15 protein-coding genes are annotated in these 20,454 nt (G+C 64.0%); 8 read left to right on the top strand and 7 right to left on the bottom strand.

The annotated features are described in order from the left end of the window. Positions 1-17: 17 nt before the first annotated feature. Positions 18-4,703 (bottom strand): ATP-dependent helicase, encoded by a 4,686-nt coding sequence (locus AC3WL7_RS00050; RefSeq protein WP_492748799.1) that lies wholly within the window; start codon positions 4,701-4,703, stop codon positions 18-20. Positions 4,704-4,794: 91 nt separating this feature from the next. Here AC3WL7_RS00050 and AC3WL7_RS00055 point away from each other — a divergent pair, with 91 nt between their 5' ends. The 6 genes from AC3WL7_RS00055 to AC3WL7_RS00080 all read left to right on the top strand — a co-directional run bounded on the left by AC3WL7_RS00055 (position 4,795) and on the right by AC3WL7_RS00080 (position 14,549). Next, positions 4,795-7,140: a TonB-dependent receptor gene (locus AC3WL7_RS00055; RefSeq protein ID WP_492748800.1), complete on the top strand. Its 2,346-nt coding sequence runs from the start codon at positions 4,795-4,797 to the stop codon at positions 7,138-7,140. Between the two features lie 114 nt (positions 7,141-7,254). Next, a complete protein-coding gene (locus AC3WL7_RS00060; RefSeq protein WP_492748802.1) occupies positions 7,255-7,686 on the top strand; it encodes a DUF4189 domain-containing protein in 432 nt (143 codons plus the stop codon). A 159-nt stretch (positions 7,687-7,845) separates the two neighbouring features. Further along, on the top strand, positions 7,846-9,036 hold the full coding sequence (locus AC3WL7_RS00065) for an OsmC family protein (RefSeq protein ID WP_492748803.1): 1,191 nt from the start codon (positions 7,846-7,848) through the stop codon (positions 9,034-9,036). 105 nt (positions 9,037-9,141) lie between these two features. Continuing rightward, entirely contained in the window at positions 9,142-12,156 is a 3,015-nt protein-coding gene (locus AC3WL7_RS00070; protein WP_492748804.1) for a TonB-dependent receptor domain-containing protein, read from the top strand. 5 nt (positions 12,157-12,161) lie between these two features. Beyond that, positions 12,162-13,130, top strand: a complete 969-nt coding sequence (locus AC3WL7_RS00075; RefSeq protein WP_492748806.1) for a DUF1684 domain-containing protein — start codon at positions 12,162-12,164, stop codon at positions 13,128-13,130. A gap of 240 nt (positions 13,131-13,370) precedes the next feature. Continuing rightward, on the top strand, positions 13,371-14,549 hold the full coding sequence (locus tag AC3WL7_RS00080; RefSeq protein ID WP_492748807.1) for a tyrosine-type recombinase/integrase: 1,179 nt from the start codon (positions 13,371-13,373) through the stop codon (positions 14,547-14,549). Between the two features lie 37 nt (positions 14,550-14,586). Here AC3WL7_RS00080 and AC3WL7_RS00085 read toward each other — a convergent pair whose 3' ends face one another. The 4 genes from AC3WL7_RS00085 to AC3WL7_RS00100 form a co-directional block, all read right to left on the bottom strand. Then, positions 14,587-15,183, bottom strand: coding sequence for a hypothetical protein (locus AC3WL7_RS00085; RefSeq protein WP_492748809.1), 597 nt, complete (start codon positions 15,181-15,183; stop codon positions 14,587-14,589). After that, a complete protein-coding gene (locus AC3WL7_RS00090; RefSeq protein WP_492748810.1) occupies positions 15,180-16,028 on the bottom strand; it encodes a hypothetical protein in 849 nt (282 codons plus the stop codon). The genes AC3WL7_RS00085 and AC3WL7_RS00090 overlap by 4 nt, the downstream gene beginning before the upstream one ends. A 251-nt stretch (positions 16,029-16,279) precedes the next feature. Beyond that, positions 16,280-16,777, bottom strand: a complete 498-nt coding sequence (locus AC3WL7_RS00095; RefSeq protein WP_492748813.1) for a hypothetical protein — start codon at positions 16,775-16,777, stop codon at positions 16,280-16,282. 933 nt (positions 16,778-17,710) lie between these two features. After that, positions 17,711-17,938, bottom strand: coding sequence for a hypothetical protein (locus AC3WL7_RS00100; RefSeq protein WP_492748814.1), 228 nt, complete (start codon positions 17,936-17,938; stop codon positions 17,711-17,713). Positions 17,939-18,087: 149 nt separating this feature from the next. Between AC3WL7_RS00100 and AC3WL7_RS00105 the strand changes: the two genes are divergently transcribed. Further along, a complete protein-coding gene (locus AC3WL7_RS00105; RefSeq protein ID WP_492748816.1) occupies positions 18,088-18,366 on the top strand; it encodes a hypothetical protein in 279 nt (92 codons plus the stop codon). A 423-nt stretch (positions 18,367-18,789) separates the two neighbouring features. Here AC3WL7_RS00105 and AC3WL7_RS00110 read toward each other — a convergent pair whose 3' ends face one another. Next, complete coding sequence (locus AC3WL7_RS00110; RefSeq protein ID WP_492748818.1) at positions 18,790-19,404, bottom strand: hypothetical protein; 615 nt, start codon at positions 19,402-19,404, stop codon at positions 18,790-18,792. Positions 19,405-19,469: 65 nt separating this feature from the next. Here AC3WL7_RS00110 and AC3WL7_RS00115 point away from each other — a divergent pair, with 65 nt between their 5' ends. Then, positions 19,470-19,742: a hypothetical protein gene (locus AC3WL7_RS00115; protein ID WP_492748820.1), complete on the top strand. Its 273-nt coding sequence runs from the start codon at positions 19,470-19,472 to the stop codon at positions 19,740-19,742. On the opposite strand, the gene AC3WL7_RS00120 is transcribed toward AC3WL7_RS00115, so the two are convergent. Next, positions 19,702-20,190, bottom strand: a complete 489-nt coding sequence (locus tag AC3WL7_RS00120) for a BLUF domain-containing protein (protein WP_492748821.1) — start codon at positions 20,188-20,190, stop codon at positions 19,702-19,704. The genes AC3WL7_RS00115 and AC3WL7_RS00120 overlap by 41 nt on opposite strands. Between the last annotated feature and the right edge of the window lie 264 nt (positions 20,191-20,454).

A 20,454-nucleotide genomic window follows, 5' to 3' on the forward strand; every position in this document is an offset into this window, starting at 1 on the left:
CCGAGCATGGCTCGACGTCAGCCGTTCCAGCCCAGCCCTCGCGGCTCATTGCTGAACCCTGCCGCGCGCAGGGCGTCCACGGCAGGCCCGCGGTGGACCGGCTCCTCATTGATCCGGTGCAGCGTGAAGGACAGGCGCCGGCCGCGCCGCAGGCCGACTGCCAGCGCCTGTGCCGCCGCCGTCCAGCGCGCCGCAACGTCGTCGGCTGTCTCATCGATCCAACTGGACAGCTGCCGGCCGCCCTGCGGCAGATACAGCTGCAGCCGGCCTCCACCGATCACCACCAGCGCACCCGCGCGGCGCACTGGCCTGGCGCCGGCCGTCGTCTGCGGCCAGGGCAACAGGCTGCCGAACGGACTGGCCGGATCCAGCGCGGACAGTGCAACCCATCCGCCAGGGCCACCGGCACGCTCGGCACAGGCCCGCAGGCGGTCGACATCCTCGCGCTGGGCGAACTGGGCACCGCCCATGCCCTCCACGAAGCGGCCGCGCAGCAGCTGGCCGGCGTCCTCCATGCTGCGCAGCACCGGGCGCAGTGCCGGGAAGCCGCCGGTCACGGCTTCGCTCATCGCCGCGCTGCGGGTGACCACGGTATAGCGGTCCAGCAGCGCCTCGGTCTGCGCCAGCGCGCGCAACGTGTCACTGGCCCGCTCCTGTGGCAGCAGCGACCAGCGTCCGGCCAGCGTCGGCCCCGCGCTGCTGGCCAGCTCCAGTCCTGCACTGCCCGCCGCCAGCGGCGGGAAGGCAAAGCCGCGGCGGCGGCGGGACACGGGCATCGGGCGCGCCCGCACCGGGCGCACGCCGTCGAGCGCACGCAGCGGGGCCCACAGGTCACTGCTGATCTGCCCGCGCCAGGCCAGCTGCCACAGCGCCGTCTGGAAATCCTCGCCGGCACTGCCTGCATCCGCGAGTTGAGTCTGTACCTGCATCGCCAGTTGGCGCGCGAAGAACGCACCGCCTGCGGCCAGCACCTGCAGGATCGCCCGCTGCATCGGCGACGCGTTGGCATCCGCGTCCATGAGCGGCAGGGTTTCGGCCGCATGCTCCCGCAGGTGCAGCGACACCCATCCGTCATCGTCGCCCAGCCGGCCGTGTCCGGCCCAGAGCACCGTACCGGTGGCCAGCAGTTCATCCAGCAGCGCAGGCGTGTAACCGGGCACCCGTGCAGGCAGCACCTGCTGCTCCCACAGCGAGGCTGGCAGTGGCAACCCCGCCAGTTGTTCGATCACCTGCAGCACGCGCTCGCTGCCACGATCAGGCGCGACCTCGTGCAATACACCCTGCCCTTCCAGCAGCACGCCGACATAGGCGTCCACCGGTACCGGGCGCGTTGCCTCGCGGGCGGCCTGCAAAGAGCGCAGCCGCAGCCGCTGCAGCACATCGACGGCCACCCATTCGTGGGCCGCGCGCGCGGTAGGCGGTGTGGCGTTGCCGGGGGGCTGGCGGCGATCAAGGCCGAAGCTACCACGAATGATCCGGCCCTGCTCCTGCAACACCTGCAGCGCGTCATCCACCACCGCCACACCCACTCCGAAGCGGGCAGCCACGCTGCCGCTGCTGAAGGGCCCATGGTGGCGCGCGTGGCGGCCGAGCAGGTCACCGAGTGGATCAAGCACCGGTGCCAGGAATACCTCGGCAATGCCTGCCGGCGGATCGATGCCGAGGGCATCCCGCAGCCGCGCAGCGTCTTCCACCGCTGCCCACTGTTCAACACCGGCAACGGTCACGCGGATGGCGCGGCCAGCGGTGTGCAGCGCCTGCAGCCAGGCCGCCACCTGCGTGGGTTCGGTGATGCGCTGCGCGATGTCGCTGGCCGGCAACGGGCCAAGCTCACGCAGCAGGTCGGCCACGCCTTCGCTGCCCCGCGCGTGGCGGGGCGGATCCAACCGCTGCAGCTCACGCGCCACGGTGGCCACCACGTCATCGTCCAGCAGCTCACCGAGGTCGACCTGGCCAAGCAGCTCGGCGAGCAGGCCACTGTCGAGCGACAACACCGAGGCACGCCGTTCGGCCAGAGGCACGTCAGCTTCGTACATGAACTCGGCGACATAGCCGAACAACAGGTTCGCCGCGAAGGGCGACGGCACGGCGGTCTCCACGTCCACCACCTGCACCTGGCCGGCCTGCACGCGCAGCATCAGCGCATCCAGCGCGTCCAGATCGTAGACATCCTGCAGGCATTCGCGCGCGGTCTCGACCAGGATGGGGAAATCCTCGTGGCCGCGCGCGATCTCCAGCAACTGCCCCGCACGCAGGCGCTGCTGCCACAGCGGCGAGCGCTTGCCCGGCGTGCGCCGTGGCAGCAGCAGGGCACGCGAGGCGCACTCACGGAAACGTGCGGCGAACAGTGCGGAACCGGCGACGGAGCGATTGATGACCTGGCGCAGGTGGGACGCATCGAACAGGAAGAGTTCTGCGCCTGGCAGTGTACCGCTGCGGTCGGGCATGCGGACGATGATGCCATCGTCGCTGGCCACCACCGCCGGATCGATGCCGACCTGCTCGCGCAGGCGCGCGGCCACCGCCAGGGCCCAGGGGTCGTGCACGCGGCGTCCGTAGGGCGAATGCAGCATCACCCGCCAATCGCCCAGTTCGTCGCGGCAGCGCTCGACCACCAGGCGCAGGTCGGTCGGCAGCACGCCGGTCGCCTGCTGCTGCTCGGCAACAAGCGCCAGCATGTTGCCGATCGCGCTGTCGTCCAGGCCACGCTCGCGCAGGCGCGCGAGCAGCGCCGGTGACGGCTCGCCAGCGCCGCCCGGATCGGCCTCCAGTCCGGCAAGGAACGCGCCGGTGGCCTGCCCCAGCTCGGCCGGGCGACCGATGCCCTCGCCACGCCAGAACGGCAGCCGCGCCGAGCGCCCGGGTGCGGGCGTCACCACGACCTGGTCAAGGGTGATCTGGTCGATGCGCCAGGACGTGGCGCCGAGGGTGATCACATCGTTCACCCGCGACTCGTGCACCATCTCCTCGTCCAGCTCGCCCACCCGACGCGAACCGGCCTGCTCCTCGCCCTCAGGCAGCACCACCGCGTACATGCCCCGGTCCGGGATGGTGCCGCCACTGGTGACCGCCAGCTGCCGGGCACCCGGGCGCGCGGTCAGCGTGCCCGTCTTCCGGTCCCACACCAGACGGGGGCGGAAGCCAGCGAATTCGTCGGACGGATAGCGCCCGGCCAGCATGTCCAGCACCGCATCAAACGCACTGCGTGGCAGCGTGCGGTAAGGCGCGGCGCGGCAGACCCGTGCAAACCAGGCCTCCACATCGAGTGGCTCCATGGCCACGGCGGCAACGGTCTGCTGGGCCAGCACATCCAGCGGGTTGCGCGGTGGATCGATGGCTTCAATGCGCCCATCCAGCATGCTGTCCACCACCACGGCAGCATCGACCAGGTCGCGCCGTGTCCGCGGGTAGAGCAGGCCGCGCGACATGCCGCCGACCTGGTGTCCCGCACGCCCCACCCGCTGCAATGCGCTGGATACGGACGGCGGCGCCGCCACCTGGATGACCAGATCCACCAGGCCCATGTCGATGCCCAGTTCGAGGCTGGAGGTCGCGACGACGCAGCGCAGCTCGCCCGACTTCAGCGCCTGCTCGATCGCGGCGCGCTGCTCCTTGGACACCGAGCCATGGTGGGAGCGCGCGATCACTGACTCGGGTGCAGTGACACGGTTCACCGTGCTGCCGGTGAAAGAACCGTAGGCGGTTGCGTCCGCATCGTCGGCGTCGCTCGCGTGCCCAGCGTCCGCGCGCTCGGCATGCAGCTCGTTGAGCCGCGCAGTGAGCCGTTCGGCCACGCCACGCGAATTGGCAAAGACAATCGTGGAGCGATGCCGCATCACGTTGTCGAGGATGCTGGCTTCCACATGCGGCCAGATCGATCCCGCCCGTGTGCCGGCACCCCGCCCTTCCGCCGGGCCGTGCATGGCCAGGTCGGTCATGTCCTCCACCGGCACCACGATCTTCAGTTCCAGCTGCCGCTGCGAAGGCGGCTGCACCACCTGCACCGGGCGATCACCGCCGAGGAAGGCCGCAACGCCCTCGACCGGGCGCACCGTGGCGGACAGGCCGATGCGCTGTGCGGGTACCTGCAGCAGCGCGTCGAGCCGCTCCAGGCTCAGGGCCAGGTGCGAGCCGCGCTTGCCGCCGGCCACGGCATGGATCTCATCGAGGATGACCGTATGCACATCGCGCAGGATCTCCCGCGCCTGTGACGTCAGCATCAGGTACAGCGACTCGGGCGTGGTGATCAGGATGTCCGGCGGACGCCGCACCAGCCGCGCGCGCTCGCTGCTGCTGGTATCGCCGGTGCGCATGGCCACGGTCAAGGCAACGGCCGGGTCGCCGCGTTCGCTGCGGCGCGCACTGATGCCCTGCAGCGGCACCTGCAGGTTGCGCTGCACATCGCTGCCCAGCGCCTTGATCGGCGACAGGTACAGCACGCGCGTGCGTGCCACGGGCTTGGCCGCCGAGTCGCGCCGTGCATCGCCATCGCGCTCGGCGAACACCTGGTCGATCGCATGCAGGAAGGCCGCCAGCGTCTTTCCCGACCCGGTGGGCGCAACCACCAGCGTGTGCTGGCCTGCGGCGATCGACGCCCATGCCTCGTCCTGCACCGGCGTCGATGCCGCGAACGCGGAATGGAACCAGTCACGGGTGGCGGGATGGAAGTGCTGCAGGGAATCCAAGGCAGGGCCGGTCGCCATCGATGATGGCTTCGATGATACGGCGAAGAAATCGTTTGTCGTTACGTAGCGTTACGTTATAACATTTCACGCCATTTTTACGGAGCGTGTCATGCGTCACCACCTGCTAGCTGCAGCCATCCCCCTCGCCCTTCAGTCCGTCGCCCTCCATTCCGCCCGGGCGGCGGACGCGCCCACCCTGCCCACCCTGCAGGTGGAAGCCAGCCAGCCCTCGCGCATCGACAGCCGGGTCACCGTCGACAACCCGCAGGCACAGAACCGCACCCTCGGCGGCCTTCTCGAACACGTTTCCGGCGTGCAGAGCAGCGCCTTCGGGCCCAACGCCGGTGCCCCGGTCATCCGCAGCCTCAGCGGCAGCCGCGTGCAGATCCTGCAGGACGGCCAGTCGATCCTGGGCATGAACGCAATCAGCGGCGACATCAACATTCCGTTCGACCCGCTGTTCGTGCGAAGTGTCACCGTCAACAAGTCCTCCGATACCGTGCGCCATGGCGGCAATGCCATCGGCGGCAGTGTCGAGGTCGATTCCGGGCTGATTTCGCGCACGATGGAAGACAAGGACCAGTCGATGGAACTGGTGCTGCGCAAGGGCTTCAACGCCGCCGATGCGCAGGGCTTCCGCATGAACTTCAACAACCAGCGCAACGTCTCCACCAACCTGCAGGTCTCGCGGCAGCGCATCTCGCACTACGACATCCCCGGCAACAGCAAGGCGGCCGCGTGCACTACGCAGCTGTTCCCGGCTGCCGGCGGGGTCAACTCGGCACTGGCCGACGCCTGCCAGAAAGAGGCGCGGGTACAGCAGGTCTACAACAAGGCATCGCAACCGTACATCGACCAGTTCATGACCGAGAACCCGGACTGGGCCGATGGCGAGTTCTCCTTCTACACCAGCAACCCGACCTCGGTCTGGCAGCGCCAGACCTACGTCAATCCGGCCAATCCGGACTATGTCGCCGGTACGCCGTCCTACGTGCAGAAGCGGATCAACAACGACGTCACCCCGGATTACCACCATCGCCTCGGCAACAGCTACTCACGCAGCTCGCAGGTGGCGCTCGGCTCGACCCTGTTCTTCGACCGCGGTTACGTGGGCATCAGCATCGACGCCAAGGACAGCGAGTACGGCGTGCCCGGCTTCTCGATGCAGAACCTGTCCTTCGGCGCCAACTACGCCGATGGCCTGCCGGTGGGCGTGGTCATCAAGCAGGAGCGCTATGCACTGGAAGCCCTGCTGCGCGACCCGGTGCCGGGCATCGAACGCGCCGAGCTGCGCGTCTCGCAGCTGGACAACACCTCCGGCGAACGCCTGGGTGCCCGCAAGGCCAACGGTTACGACTTCGAAAGCACCCAGGCCGAACTGCTGCTGGCCCACCGCCGCGTGGGCCCGCTGAGCGGCCTGCTCGGCCTCAGCCAGCAGTCACGCGACGTCACCGGCAGCGGCCCGCAGCGCTACCTGCCCAACGTCGACACCCGCACCCAGGCGGTGTTCCTGAAGGAAACGCTGGACTTCGACTGGGCGTCGTTCGACGCGGGCGTGCGCCACGAACGCGTGGACCACACATTGCGGCCCAGCAGCTTCAAGACCGCGCGCAATTCCGCCAACACCACGCTGCAGGACCGCGACTTCCGGCTCAACAGCTACAGCATCGGCTCCTACGTTGAACTCGGCCCGCTGTTCGCCGCCAAGCTGCGCTATTCCTCCTCGCAGCGCGCGCCGGAGATCAACGAGCTGTACGCCAGCAACGCGCACTACTCGGTGATGACCCAGGAAGAAGGCAACCAGAACCTGGAACCGGAACGCGCGAAGAACCTGGAGCTGGCCGGCGTGTTCCACCTGGGCGGCTTCCAGCTCACCGCCACCGCCTACCGGATGCGCTACGAGAACTACCTGTACCTGGGCTACTCCGGCCTGCAGACGGCCAACCGCCTGCCGCTGAAGTACTGGAAGCAGACCGATACCACGGTGAAGGGCTTCGAGATCGATGCCTCGCAGTCGGTGGCACTCGGCCGCTTCGGCAGCCTGGAGATGTCCGCGTTCGCCGACCTGGTGAAGAACAAGGCCGACCATCCCGACGCACTGCGTGCCCACAACGACGGCGAGTATCTGCCCAACATGCCGACCAACCGCTACGGCGCGACCTTGCAATGGCAGCGCGAGGGCTGGAAGGCGCAGCTGTCGAGCACCTACTACGACACGCAGAAATACCTCGGCCGCAACGTCAGCGAAGAAGTGCCGCTGGATGCCTTCAACCTGGTCGACCTGCAGCTGAGTCGCGAGATTCCGCTGCGCACGACCGCTGTCGCGGGAATGGAGGTCTTCATCAATGGCAGCAACCTGCTCAATGAGGAGGCGCGCCCGCACAACTCGCCGCTGAAGTACATCGCGCCGCTGCCGGGGCGTGGCTTCCAGGTGGGCGTGACCGTGCGGCTCTGAACCAGGGCCGGCACCCCTGCGCCCGCGGAACGTGAACCGCGGGCGCGGTTGCGCGCACCACAGGCTTGATTACCGTCGGCCCTTCGGTCAACCATCGATGAAAAGGAGGATTCAATGAACTGGATGCATGCGATTTCCTGTGCGCTGCTGTTGGGCGTTTCGTCCACTGCAGGCGCGGCCTCGGCCATTGCCTACGATGCAGATGGCACCTACGGCTACTCGATGAACCAGGCGACGGTGAGCGCCTCGATGCAGAACGCGGTGAAGTACTGTGCCGCCCGCTCCCGCAACTGCGGACAGTCGGCAGTCGCCACCGGTGAGGGCTACTCGGCCATCTTCACCGGAACGGTGTCCATGGGCTTCGCCCTGGCCGAGGCCAGTCCGGAAGCCGCGCAGCGCAAGGCAGAAAAGATGTGCCGGGAACGCGCCAACGACTGCACGGTGGCGGTGATGTGGCGCGAGCAGCCGTCGCAGGTGATCGAGCGGCCGTGGCACCCCGGTGCACCGGCACCCGCACCGGTTTCGGAGCCCCGCCGCATTTACTAGTACCGGTTTTTGATCGGTGAGACAGCCGCCCAGCGTCGATGACGTTGGGTGGCTGGCGCGGGCGCGTATATGGGAATGGCCAAGCGTTATTTAGCCGGGGCGATCAGACGTGAAACAGTGGGCACTCGTTCATGTTCGCCCTCGGAGCCCACTCCTTCCATGTCCCTCGCCCGCCCCCGGACCGCATTGACGTTCATTGGCGCCACCGCGCTGTCCTCCCTGCTGTTGCTGTCCGCGCCCAGCGCGGTTGCCGCTGAAGATGCGGTCTCTCCGCTGCGCGCGTATGTCGCCGCCAAGCGCACGGCCATCGAAGCGCAGTCGGCGCAGCCTGCAGTCCCGACCACCATCCATGCCAAGGTGACTGCCGAGAGCCGCTCAGGGGTCAGGCGCCTGCGCATCGGGCCAACCGGCGAGTTCCAGTACATCAGTGACAGTGGCCGGGACTACGCCGGCTACAACCTGGGTGCAGGCTCCTGGGACTCGCTGGTCGGTACGCTCGCCAGCTCGGTGGCTGACGAGTACGTCGTGCAGGCAGCGGTGCAGGACATCCCGCTGGATGCGCTGGATGTGGTGTTCACCAGCATTCCCGAGCGCAAGAGCGCAAGCCTTGCCTATCCCAACAACCTCTCCTATGTCGTCTACATCGATTCGCCGGCATCCGATGCGCAGCTGCAGGCGCTGAAGCGCGCGGTGCACGAGAATTCCTCGGCGATCGATCTGGTGACACGACCACAGCAGGTCAGCCACGCCGACGTGGACTATGTCCACAGCAGTGCCACGCGCGATCCGAAGCTGCCCCCCGGCCTGCGAGACTTCATCACCGAGGAGAAGCGCCCGGCGGTACTCGCCCGGCAGGCGCCACGCGATCCGAAGGATGCACCAAGGGAACCCGAGACCCTGGTCGCCCGCGCCCACGTCGAACCCCACACCGGGCTGCGCCACGTTTTCCTGGGCAAGGATGGCTACCACCAGCAGCTGCATGACAGTGCGCCGGGGCTGCTTGGCTACGGCCTGGCACCCACGGTGGAGGAGCACCTGCTGGGCGTCACCGGCACCTGCCTGACCCACATCTTCGAAGTACAGGCAGCCTCCCGCAACGTGTTGCTGGACTCGCTGGAGCTGACCGTTGATGGTCAACTGAGCCCGCGCTTCGGCAAGGGCGTCACCACGCCGGCACGCTACAGCGGCATCCGCTACCGCGTGCGCATCGAGTCGCCTGCATCGGCCCAGGAGATCGATGCGCTCCGTCAGTCGGTCGAGGCCACTTGCCCGCTCTACAACCTGGTCAAGGACGAGCAGAAGCTCGAAGGCCGCATTGTTCGCGGTCCGTATGCAGACGCCGCGCAGTAGCCGCAGGCGCTGCATGGGTTGACCTTGCGGTGGCGATCTCCCCGGCCCACAGCGGCCCGGGAGACGCCCCTTCACTCCGGTTGTCAGCATCCCTGGGGATACTCGATGAAGCTCGTCCTGCGCTCGCATTGGAGCGTGCAACGCCCGTGGTACAACCTGCGCCCGCAGCGAGCGCGCCGCCGCCACCTGGCACTGGCGCTGTGCACCCTGCTTGCGCCCGCAGCAGAAGCCGCCGAGGAGAAGCAGACATCCGCCGCGCACGCGCATGAGGGCAATGCACGCCTGCTCGACAAGGTCTCCGTACTCGGCTCGCAGATTGCCGGCGGTGGCGCCCAGGCAGCGCTGCCGGTGGTGGCGGTGGACCGCGAACAGATCGAATCGACCGGCGCCACCAACGGCAACGAGCTGTTCCGCAGCCTGCCGCAGTTTGGCGACGTCGCCGTCACCGAGAAAGGCACCACCAACGCCGGGCGCAATTCGAATGTCGCCCGTGGCGACGTCGGCTCCATCAACCTGCGCAACCTCGGCGCGAAGTACACGCTGCTGCTGGTCAACGGTCGGCGCACCGTCCAGCATCCCATCAGCAACAGCGGCGACGACACGACCTACAACGCCAATGCCATCCCGACCTTCGGCCTGGAACGCATCAACCTGCTGCTTGACGGCGCAGCCTCCATCTACGGCTCGGACGCGGTCGCGGGCGTGGTCGACCTGGTGACGCCGGCCAACCTGCAGAACGGCGGCGGCGTCCGCCTGGACTACGGCAAGGTGTCCGACGGACATCGTGAAGACGTCTCTCTGGATGGCTACCTGGGCAGCGACTTCGCCGATGGACGCGGCAACATCTCGCTGCTCTACGGATTCTCCACGCGGACGGCGCAGCGCAATTCCGATGCCTGGTTCACGGCGACCGATGGTCGTCGGCCACTGGGAGATGGCACCAGCGTGCCCGACCCGGATGGCAGCACCGGCTTCAGCACGCGGACGCCCTGGGGCCACTTCGATACCTATGCCAATGGCAGGCGCACCGGCAGCTGGAGCATCGATCCTGCGACCGGCGCACTCGTCTCCGGCACGGTGCCGACCCGTTACCACTATGACTCGGCCGCCGAGCCGGGCATCACCTCGGCGCCGGCCATCCGCAAGGGCAACGTGTTCGCCAGCGGCCGGTTCGACGTCAACGACTCGCTGCAGCTGTTCGGCGAGCTGGCCTATTACCGGGCCAGGTCCGAGTCATGGGTGAGCAGTGAGTCCGGCTTCGGCGGCGAGGGCTTCCTGCTGCACATCCGTCCCGACGCCTACTGGGTTCCGGAAGCGCTGCGCAGTGCCGATGCGATCCGACTGCTGAACTATCAGTTCGCGGATTCGGGGATCCGCCGCGTCACGGTCGACAACGACCAATCGCGCGTCCTGCTCGGCGTACGTGGCTGGACCGAAGGCGGCTGGAACTGGGAAAGCGCACTGCTTTACTCACGCGCGCGCAGCACCGATGTGCAGCAGGGCGGGCTCACCGATGCCTTCATCGAGGCGGTGAACCGCACCGATGCCAGTGCCTACAATCCGTTCAGCGGCGGCGATCCCGCCAGCATCCGGTTTGGCGATGCCACGCCGTATGACACCTCCTCGTTCATTGGCGAGGCGACGCGCGTAGGCACCAGCGAGCTGGCGTTGTGGGATTTCAAGATCGACCGTTCCGATCTGCTGACGTGGTATGCCGGCGACATCGGCGTGGCGGCGGGCGTGGAGTACCGTTACGAAAGCCGCAGCGATGACCGCGATGGGAACATCGATGGCAGCCACCCCTATACCGACTGGTACACCGGAACGGTGGCGCCCAGCAATTTCTTCACCCACAGCCCGCGGCCTGACGTGCATGGCAGCCGCAACGTCACCTCCGCGCTGATCGAACTGGCCATCCCCCTGGTGTCCGCCGCGCAGGGCGTGCCGCTGGTGCAATCGCTGGACCTGCAGGTGGCCGCGCGCTGGGAGGACTACAGCGACGCCGGCAAGGTCGCCAAGCCGAAGCTGGCCGCTGCGTGGAAGGTCAATGACAGCCTGCTGCTGCGCGGCTCGGTCAGTGGCGGCTTCCGCGCGCCGGGGCTGGAACTGGTCAATTCACCGCCCACCTACGGGTTCGGCTTCAACAACGACGCCATCCGCTGCCATGCACTCATCGCCAAGGGTGCACAGCCGAACTACAGCGCCTGCCTCAACGCTTACAGCAGTGGTTCGGCGGTCAAGCCATCGGTCAGTTCGGTGACCTCCTACGGCGATGACGTCAAACCGGAAACGACGCGACAGTCTTCCTGGGGCGCCGTGTTCGAGCCACGCTTCCTGCCCGAACGCTTCGGCTCGATCAGCCTGAGCGTGGACACGTGGCGGGTGAAGGTCGAGAACCCGATCAGCACCATGGGCGAGGAGCTGCTCTACGACGCCTATCTGCGTGTCGTCGAAGGCAGCAGCAATCCCAACGTCGTACGCACGCAGGCAACTGCCGAAGACATCGCCCTGTTCGCAGGCACCGGGCTTGAACCGGCCGGCGTGGTCACCAACATCTACAACCGCTACCAGAACCGCAGTCCGCTGACGGCCTCCGGCATGGATTACAACGTCAACTGGCGGTTGCCGGACACCGCATGGGGTCGCTTCGCGCTGCTGGTCAGCGTCAGCCAGTTGAAGGAGTACACCCAGCAGAAGCCTGCTGAAGTGCAGGAGGTCGCCGCCGCGATCGCCCGCGGCGCGTTGAACATCATCGCGCCCGACCTTGGTGCGGCCAACGAAGTCGGCATCAACGGGGCAAAGCCGGAGTGGCGGGCCAGCGCCACCTTGATCTGGAACCTGCAGGACTGGACCGTGCGGCTGCGCGACGACTACATCGACAGTGTCAGGGCCGGGGCGTACGCCGATGGCCGGCCGTACGTGGTCGCCTCCACCCAGCGCTGGGCACTGTCGGTGAAGAAGGAGTTCCACGCGGGCGTACTGCAGGGCACCGCGGTGGAAGTGGGAGCGCGCAACCTGTTCAACAAAGAGCCGCCCCTCAACGCCTCCGGCAATTACCTGAGCGCGCTGCACGAGACCTACGGGCGCTATCTCCACCTCGGCATTTCAAAGAACTGGTGAACCGCATGAAGACACCGCCACTCGCGTTCCTGTTTGCGGCGACACTGGCCGTTACCGCATGCAGCCCACGGCAACCCGTCGATGCGCAGGCCGCTACCGGAACGCCTGCAGCGTCGGCGTTCGAGAAACAACACGCCGAGTGGGTGCGTCGGCGCGCCGCGGACCTGGGCAAGCCGGATGGCTGGACAAGCCTCACCGGGCTGCACTGGCTGGAAGTCGGTACACAACGCGTGGGCGGAAGCGAGGACAACGACATCCGGCTGGCCATTGCACCCGCTCGCCTGGGCCAGATCGAGCAACGTGGCGACGGCGTGTTCTTCCAGCCTGCCGATGGAGTGGCCATTACCGCAGAAGGCAATCCGGTGCTGGGCAGCACTCGCCTGGCACCGGAGGGCCCCGGCGGTGGCACCACGCTCACCTATGACGACGGCAAGGGAAAAATCAGTGTCATCCGCCGCGGCCAACGCCTTGCGCTGCGGGTACGGCATGCCGATGCACCCGCTCGCCTGGCCTTTTCCGGTCTTGATTTCTTCCCCGCAGACGAGGGCTGGCGGCTGCAGGCGCAGTTCGTGCCCCACCCCGCCGGCAGGACGCTGCCCATCGCCAGCGTCATCGGCGAGGTCACCGAAACGCCCAATCCTGGTTACGTCGTCTTTGAAAAAGAGGGGCGGCAATGGAGACTGGAAGCATTGGGCGATCCGGCCAAGGGGCTGAACTTGATGTTCCAGGATCAGACGACGGGCCGGCAGACCTATGGTGTCGGTCGCTACCTGCGCACCGATGCGGTCGCTGCGGACGGTTCGGTCACGCTCGATTTCAATCGCGCCTACAACCCACCGTGCGCGTACACCGAATTCGCAACGTGCCCACTGCCGCCGCCAGAGAACCGGCTGGCGCAGCAGGATGCAGACCGCACGCTCGTTCGGCTGGCAGTGCTTTCTGGCGAACGGAAATATTCCGCGTCCCACGATTGATCGGCGCCTGCAGTTCCGCACCAATCACGCACAACGAAAAACGCCCGCAGATCGAAGATCTACGGGCGCTTTCTTGTATCTGGCGGAGCGAGAGTCCGAGTTCAGGGGGTTCCCTAGCTTTCGTGCGCCTTCGTGGAACCAGTCTCAGCCCTTGCGCCAGCTAGGTTTCACCATCCGGTCTGGTTCGTACGCCTTCGCGGGAAGCCGCGTCCTCTGGGCGGGTACATGGATGGGTAGGAAATGGGTTTGAAGATCAATCGCCTGACGGCGAGACGGGTAGCCACGGTGACAGAGCCTGGATACCACGCAGACGGCGGTGGCCTGTACCTTCAGGTTACCGCCTCCGGGGCAAAGAGCTGGGTGTTCCGGTATCGCTTTGAGGGGAGACGCCCAGAAATGGGACTTGGCCCGCTGCATGTGATCGGCCTGGCCGATGCGCGGGTGGCGGCTGATGCCGCAAGGAAACTGGTTCAGGCCGGCCAAGACCCTCTTGCGGGGCGGCGAGCGGCAGCTGTTGCCACATCGGCCATCCCGACCTTTTGGGAGGCAGCTGTTGCGTACATCGCGGAACGCCAAGCGGGCTGGACGAACCCCAAGCATGCCGGCCAGTGGACAAGCACTCTGGAGACCTACGCCAAGCCGGTGCTGGGAGACCTGCGGGTTGATCGTATCGAGACCGATCACGTCCTGGCTGTACTGAGGCCCATCTGGGCGACCAAGACAGAGACGGCGAGCCGTGTGCGGCAGCGGGTGGAAGCTGTGCTGGACTCGGCCACCGTCCAGAAGAAGCGCACCGGCGATAACCCTGCCCGATGGCGGGGGCACTTGGCCGTGATCCTTCCGAAGCCCACCGCGGTCACGAAGGTCGAGAACTTCGCTGCCCTACCGTACGCCGAGCTTCCCTCCTTCATGACCGCGCTCAGATCCCGCCATGGCGAGGCAGCGCGCGCCTTGGAGTTCACGATTTACACGGCAGCCAGGACCGGGATGACCCTTGGAGCGGCTCCCGGGGAGGTGGATCTGGCGGCCGGCACCTGGACCGTCCCATGGGACAGGATGAAGGGCAAGGTGGAGCACACCATTCCCCTTTCGGCGCCCGCATTGGCACTGGCGCGGCGCCGTATGGACCGGCGTCTGCTTTTCCCCAACGACCTTACATCCGACCCGCTTAGCGAGAACGCCATGCTGGCTCTACTGAAACGCATGGGATTTAGTCACATCACCGTCCACGGGTTCAGGTCGACATTCAAAGATTGGGCGAGCGAAACCACGGACTTTCCTGACGACCTTTCGGAGGCGGCGCTGGCGCACAAAATACGGGATAAGGCCAAGGCAGCATACAAGCGGGGATCGATGCTTGAGAAGCGAAGAATTTTAATGTCTGCCTGGGCTAAATTCTGCTTACCCAACGAAGCATGAGGGAATCCCCCAAACTCGGGGCAGCTCGCGAGCCGCCTCAGATGTCCTTCAACTCGTCATCCACTTCTCTTGCTTTGTCGCGGAGGAGAGCTGCATGGGTAAAACGATGCAGCTCAATAATTTGAGCCGGGATCAGCATACTTCTCACAATAGAAAGTAGCAGTACGCCTAAAGCAAGTGCACCGAGCAGGTCGCCAAGAATGGAAAGTCGTGAATGCACCCAGGGAACAATCAGCATGAGAACAATGCATGACAAATGATTTATCAGCGTAACCATCTGATACAAGAGCATGTAATTTATCTTAGCTGCTACTAGGCGAAGCTCGGTTAGACTCAGGCTCTTGGCTGCGTCTATTTTGCCAGTGAACACCATGGTGGCAATCATGAAGCCACTTAGCACGGCAAGAACGGTAGTCGCAGACCTCCAAAACTCAGCAGATCCGGCGCTGATTACGTGGAACGTCAGGAGGCCAGCACCGCACAGGGTGCCCACGATAGCTATGAACAAATACCCAATAACCTGCTGCCGCAGCGCACCCGAAACTGAAAGCGCATCCTTTGAGGCAGCCTTAACGGTGCGTTGGGCCGCCTCAAATTCTGGAGGTAAATTGCGCATAGAAATCACCGAATTCATGTGAACTGGCCTTTCCCATCTATCAACTGATAATTGTCATCATCAATCTTAATAAGAGACTTCAGATATTTAATGGCCGCACTCTCAATTTCATTAACGTTTGGAACACCTGGACGTGTCGCGTTAACCTTGATTGGGAGCTTCTCGCGATAACGCTCCATATCACCAAGAAAACGACCATCCTTGAAGCGAATGGTAATGCTTGAAAGTCCCGTCTCGTACTCGCTTTCGTCCAGCAACGCCTCGACCTTGTTGATATCCAGACCGTCATCAGACTGGGATTCAATAGTAGTTGCCACCTTCACCTTATCGAACCCCTGTTCAGCCACGATAGTTTCCATCGCGTGACCGAAGGTATCTTGCTCTGCAGTGAAATCACGGGCGATTCGCGCGATTACCATATCAACGCCGCCATGCCGCTTTGCCATCTGCTTAAAAGACAGCGTGGGAGCATCGTCCAGCGCCAACACGGGAACGTGCACATCTGTATGCCGCTTGATCATATCTCGCATTGCGTGAATAGCGAGCAGCCCACCACCAAGCGCTTGCCCTGCCTCCATGATGAGAACTTCTCCAAGCACGACAATCGTAAACCGGTCAGCAATGTCCCGAGACTTCCCGTCCGCCCCAACTATTTTGTCGGCGGTAATGGTTTCTGCCAAATCATCCAACGACACCTGATCCGGAGTGACGCCAGAGCGGTAATAGTAAGCATTGAAAACTACCGCAGCGCCTTTTCTCTCTACGCGCTTAAAGAAAATACAGCGCCTACCCTCTTCAACCTTTTCGCGGACCGGATAGTGCCTATCCCATACCGTCTCGGAGTTCTCAAAAACTTCGTCCATCCATTTATGAAGCTCCACCTTGGGTAGCTCGGGAAATCTAACAGAAGGTTTTTGCACAACCCTCTTAAGTAGCAACGTCCTGTTTACTGTTCCCACACCAACCCCCTGTCAACGGTATAGGCGGATTCTATCCGCTAAGCAATCCGTCGTCACTGCAATGCAGGAAGGTCTTCGCTCTTCACTCCCGTTGGCACCCTATGCGGCCAGATTCGAGAGGGTGCCCCAGTGCATTCTTGAACAACCTCACGCATTCAGACAGTAGGCCTGCTGTTGCGGACCCAGGCCTTCATCGGATCTTTTGCCCGAGCCTTGGTCTCCGCCGGCGGGCGGATCGGCTCCAGCGCAGCCTTCACCCGGGCGGACGCTGCCGCAGTCGCCTCGTCCAGCCGCTGGGCCTGCTGCAGTTGCTCGCGGGTCGGTGGCAGACCGGGCAGAGGCGGCGCCGCCTGGATCGGCGTGCTGTCGGTCAGGCGCGCAACCGCCTCGCGCAGTGGCAGGTCTGGATACAGCCTGGCCGCGCACCACCGCTCGGCGAAACGCTTCCCCTGACGCAGGCTGACCACTCTCACGCTCTTGGTCTGCCACATTTTCAGCGCATTCAGCGTCATCCGCAGACCGCCCGCACGATCAGGGGTGAGGCTGGCCACCTCCCGGCCGTTCCACCACAGTGCCCAGCGCTCGCCCATTTGCACCCACCCGGCAGGGATAGGAGCGGTTCGGAAGCCTTGGTAGCCGAGCGAAGGGAGCATGCCTAGCAGCTTACGCCTGGCCGTCGCACAGCCTGAGATGACCCTTCGCCGATTCAGGACCGCGAAGGGACCCTTACCCACCGACCGGATGTCGGCCGGCAATTGCCCCCATGGTGAACGCATATCCAGCGTCTTCGAGCATTGACCGCAAACGCATTTCTGCCCTTCGCGGCATCGGAAGACCACGTGACGCATACAGCACATAGACAACATGACCGTCAGGGCCGTGCTCTCTGCGGACACTGCAGCTGTTGGTCTCGGCAGCATCTGACCATACAGCCTTCAATTTTTCAGGACCGATCGACTGTCCGTTTCGCAGGCGAAAGCTGAGCCAGCGCACGCATACAGGGTCGTATTTTTCTAGGTCAGCCATTGGGCACCTTCTATACGACGATGAAGATCCATCAGGACGACGGGGTCTATTCTGGGATGCTCGTCAACTGAAGACATTGGTAGATCAATTCGTGTCGATCGCCTGACCAGCGCAGGGCACTCACGCGATAGATCAATCCACCAGCCCTCGGGAAGCCGCAGGCCTCTGCCGTTCCTGTCGTAAATGCTGATGTGAAAGCTCATGCTCGATCCAATACTCTCGAGATCTCAGGCGCATGGATCAGGATTGGCGCGGCTAGCGCACAGAAATACCTGAGCCTCGTCTTGCTGGACCTTTAGGAAAGAATCAAGCCAGCGGGTCGCGGCCCCGCGGTTCTTTATGATTCTTCCCAATTCTTCCGTTAGGCAGCGAGCACACTCCATTCCTCCCGGACTTGGAGAGTGGCAGGATCGGCATGGACCCATAGTCGTCGTACCAGCAGGCCGCGACTGGTACATGATTTTGGTCATTAAGCCTACCGCTTGCTCGTGCAAAGCCATTGATCCTAGCTCCTGCCGGCTAAAAAGAAAGCCGCGCAAGGCGCGGCTTCTCGTTGTGCCCTATCGACGAGCGTCCTGCTGCTCACCCAGCTTTTCCTTACCACTTCCCTGTTGGCCGCCATCCTGGCTGCTTTGCTGCTGCTTCTGCGGATCCTTCTCGCTCTTTCCACCTGGGGCGCCGCCGAGCTCTTCGCCATCGACCTGGCCCTGCTGCCCTTGCTGACCAGCGCGCTTTGCATCGTTGGTGTCGTTACTGTTTGCTACTTGGCCTTTCTCGATGTTGTTCATGCGTCACTCCACTGCAGCTGGATGCTGCCTTGCAAACACTCCTCTACTCACTGTTACCTAAGCGTGGCGCTAGCCCCGCTTTATGAACGGTGCCGCAAACGGCTGCACCATCGAGGGAGTAGAGTTCAAGCTTCTAAAGGAGAACTGCCATGGAAAGCCGCCGCAACAAAGACTATGTCGACATCGAAAGAGAGCTAGCACACTGGGAGTTGGCCTTCAACGCGGGTTCCCTACCTGCGTTGAACTTTCGCCATGAGGTTGCTCCCATAATTCGCTTGGCATGTGACATCTACGTGAGGAACCCTCATGGTGATCGGCCTGCCTGGCTACTGGAGTTGAAGGAGCACCTGCAGCGACGTTCCAGTTTGCGCGGCGACCCGGGTGCGGCAGAGATCGCCAGTGGCTGCTGGGCAATCATTTCTGCTTGAGTGCTTTTCCGAGCCAATTGCCTCCGTAGAGTCACCCATCACGCGAAGTACACTTCGATTTGGGTAAGATCTAGTTCCTTGGCTCTTCTCGGGCGCGAAATCATTTGCGTCTGTGTCCGGCCCCAGCTGGCTAGACACATGCTTACCCCTAGCTCATTTCGGATCCTGAGGATCCAAGCGTCGCTGCATCCAAACGGCATGCTTGACAACATTCAGGCGATACAATGCAGATGCGGGGCCTGTGACAAGGAGTGTCGACTTACAGCAGGGATGGGCTTTTCGAAAGTCTCTGCCGGACTGGAGCTGACATGTTCATTTTGCCAAGGTGTTGAGCATATCAATCATGAAACCCTCTACGCAGAGTGGACGCAGCAGCTTAGACGCGATCGAATGCTGAGGTCGGCTGGAATCGATCCACACGATCTATATCGCTCCTAGGTCAATTAGATTCGCTTTCAATTGGCTCAAGCTTAGACAAAGAAGTCGTCCGCCGGCTACTTGACGACCGCTGATATTGTTTAGCCATGACGCCTGAATTCGGCCAGCTTCCAGCACCGCCTCCAGCTCGAAGCTATCCGGCCTGCCTCTCAATGGCTCCCCAGGGGAGGCCAGACCACCCTCCAGCGGCTGCCGTCGCGCGGGGTCTCCACTGACGCTTTTGGCATATGCCGTGGCCACCATACGGTTCGCCTGCGGCGACCACCCGCCCAGCACGAGCTCGGTCCCTATACCAGACGGTGCAATCCCCGCCTCTAGAGCGGCCTTCTCGTACGCGGGCCACAACCGGTCAATCACCAGCCCAAGCTCCCTGCCGAGCTGCTCCATGGTGAAATCCGCGCGGAAGCTCGCCTGCAGGGCCAGTTCGTAGATCCGCAGGAAGAACTGCGCGCTCCCGCGGCTGGCCAGCACCAGGTTGTGCTGCGGGAGAAGCAGCAGCTTCGCGCCAGCGGACTTAGCACCCGTCCGCGAGTCCTCAGCCAAGGTATCTACAGCAACCAATAGTTGATTTGGCGACAGCAGAACGTTGAGGATGCTCATTGCCTGGGGCCATGTGGAATGCCCCAACTATTGCCCTCATTCAGCGAATTGTCTACGAGCGCCCCATGCCTACCACTTCCGAGCTTCTGCACCGCCTCGATAACTGCACGACCGAACTTGAGGCCCATCGGGGCTACCTAAAAGCGATGGAGTACTGCGTCCGCGCGCTCATCATCAGCCACCCAGATCCGGCGTCATTGACAAGGGTATGGGAGGGCATGGTTCCAGGGATCTTTGACAATCACCTCGAAGATTCCGCCCTAGCTGCTGCAGCAATGCGCCAAGGGCTGGCCCTGCTCACAGAGCAGATCGAAGCGGCGGCGCATCCCGAGCGATAACCGGCGCGGCTGCACGGACCTGGGCCAAGTTGACCAAACGGTCCATCGCTGTAGCATTCATCGCCTCAGCATCGCCTCGCCTGTTGAAGCGGGTCCAATCTGCATGGGCAATGCCGGACAGATCATGGCGCGCTATCGGCAGCCAGCGCATCGGCCAGAAAGGCAGGCGACGCTGTCCAACCCGACCGCGCTGAAGCTCGACAATCGCACCATGGCTCTGCGATCCCAACACCCGGGAGTAGGCGACAGCCAACCCATCCTCTGGACCTTCTAGGTACTGAAGAAACCTTGCTCCGTCGAAAAGCAGGACGCCTGTCACTCCGGCATCTCTATTAAAACGCGCGGCGTCGTCTACCAGTTCTTCAAGCTTCGCACTCGGCAGGTCGCAATCGCTAGAAGCTACCCTCGGCGCAGCCTCGCTCACGTATACCACAGCCCTGATCGGCATTGGATATTTTCCCTGTCAGTCCCCCAAGCCAGTGAGGCTAGCACCGGGCTGAACAGATGGCGTCATCGCGACGTGAAGGAGAGACCTGCACCCCGAACAGTTCATTCGACAGGTGTCAAGGTGTGGCCAGATCTAGGCCTGGATAATCGCCGGAGCGGAGGATGCAATGGCCATGCTCATGGCCAGCGAACCGCTGGCTATGGAGGCATACCGCATCAGCCGCGCGGTGAACACTCCGAGGAACAACGTTGAGCAGCTGCTGAC

This window comes from Stenotrophomonas sp. FW305-3-2-15-E-LB1, from assembly GCF_058787375.1.

What these genes read in the sequence shown, in the direction of transcription:
- AC3WL7_RS00120 (WP_492748821.1), bottom strand. Translation starts at nt 20,190, where the DNA reads ATGCCGATCAGGGCTGTGGTATACGTGAGCGAGGCTGCGCCGAGGGTA.
- AC3WL7_RS00075 (WP_492748806.1), top strand. Translation starts at nt 12,162, where the DNA reads ATGAAGACACCGCCACTCGCGTTCCTGTTTGCGGCGACACTGGCCGTT.
- AC3WL7_RS00105 (WP_492748816.1), top strand. Translation starts at nt 18,088, where the DNA reads ATGGAAAGCCGCCGCAACAAAGACTATGTCGACATCGAAAGAGAGCTA.
- AC3WL7_RS00060 (WP_492748802.1), top strand. Translation starts at nt 7,255, where the DNA reads ATGAACTGGATGCATGCGATTTCCTGTGCGCTGCTGTTGGGCGTTTCG.
- AC3WL7_RS00065 (WP_492748803.1), top strand. Translation starts at nt 7,846, where the DNA reads ATGTCCCTCGCCCGCCCCCGGACCGCATTGACGTTCATTGGCGCCACC.
- AC3WL7_RS00090 (WP_492748810.1), bottom strand. Translation starts at nt 16,028, where the DNA reads ATGGACGAAGTTTTTGAGAACTCCGAGACGGTATGGGATAGGCACTAT.
- AC3WL7_RS00055 (WP_492748800.1), top strand. Translation starts at nt 4,795, where the DNA reads ATGCGTCACCACCTGCTAGCTGCAGCCATCCCCCTCGCCCTTCAGTCC.
- AC3WL7_RS00110 (WP_492748818.1), bottom strand. Translation starts at nt 19,404, where the DNA reads ATGAGCATCCTCAACGTTCTGCTGTCGCCAAATCAACTATTGGTTGCT.
- AC3WL7_RS00100 (WP_492748814.1), bottom strand. Translation starts at nt 17,938, where the DNA reads ATGAACAACATCGAGAAAGGCCAAGTAGCAAACAGTAACGACACCAAC.
- AC3WL7_RS00115 (WP_492748820.1), top strand. Translation starts at nt 19,470, where the DNA reads ATGCCTACCACTTCCGAGCTTCTGCACCGCCTCGATAACTGCACGACC.
- AC3WL7_RS00095 (WP_492748813.1), bottom strand. Translation starts at nt 16,777, where the DNA reads ATGCTCCCTTCGCTCGGCTACCAAGGCTTCCGAACCGCTCCTATCCCT.
- AC3WL7_RS00080 (WP_492748807.1), top strand. Translation starts at nt 13,371, where the DNA reads ATGGGTTTGAAGATCAATCGCCTGACGGCGAGACGGGTAGCCACGGTG.
- AC3WL7_RS00085 (WP_492748809.1), bottom strand. Translation starts at nt 15,183, where the DNA reads ATGAATTCGGTGATTTCTATGCGCAATTTACCTCCAGAATTTGAGGCG.
- AC3WL7_RS00050 (WP_492748799.1), bottom strand. Translation starts at nt 4,703, where the DNA reads ATGGCGACCGGCCCTGCCTTGGATTCCCTGCAGCACTTCCATCCCGCC.
- AC3WL7_RS00070 (WP_492748804.1), top strand. Translation starts at nt 9,142, where the DNA reads ATGAAGCTCGTCCTGCGCTCGCATTGGAGCGTGCAACGCCCGTGGTAC.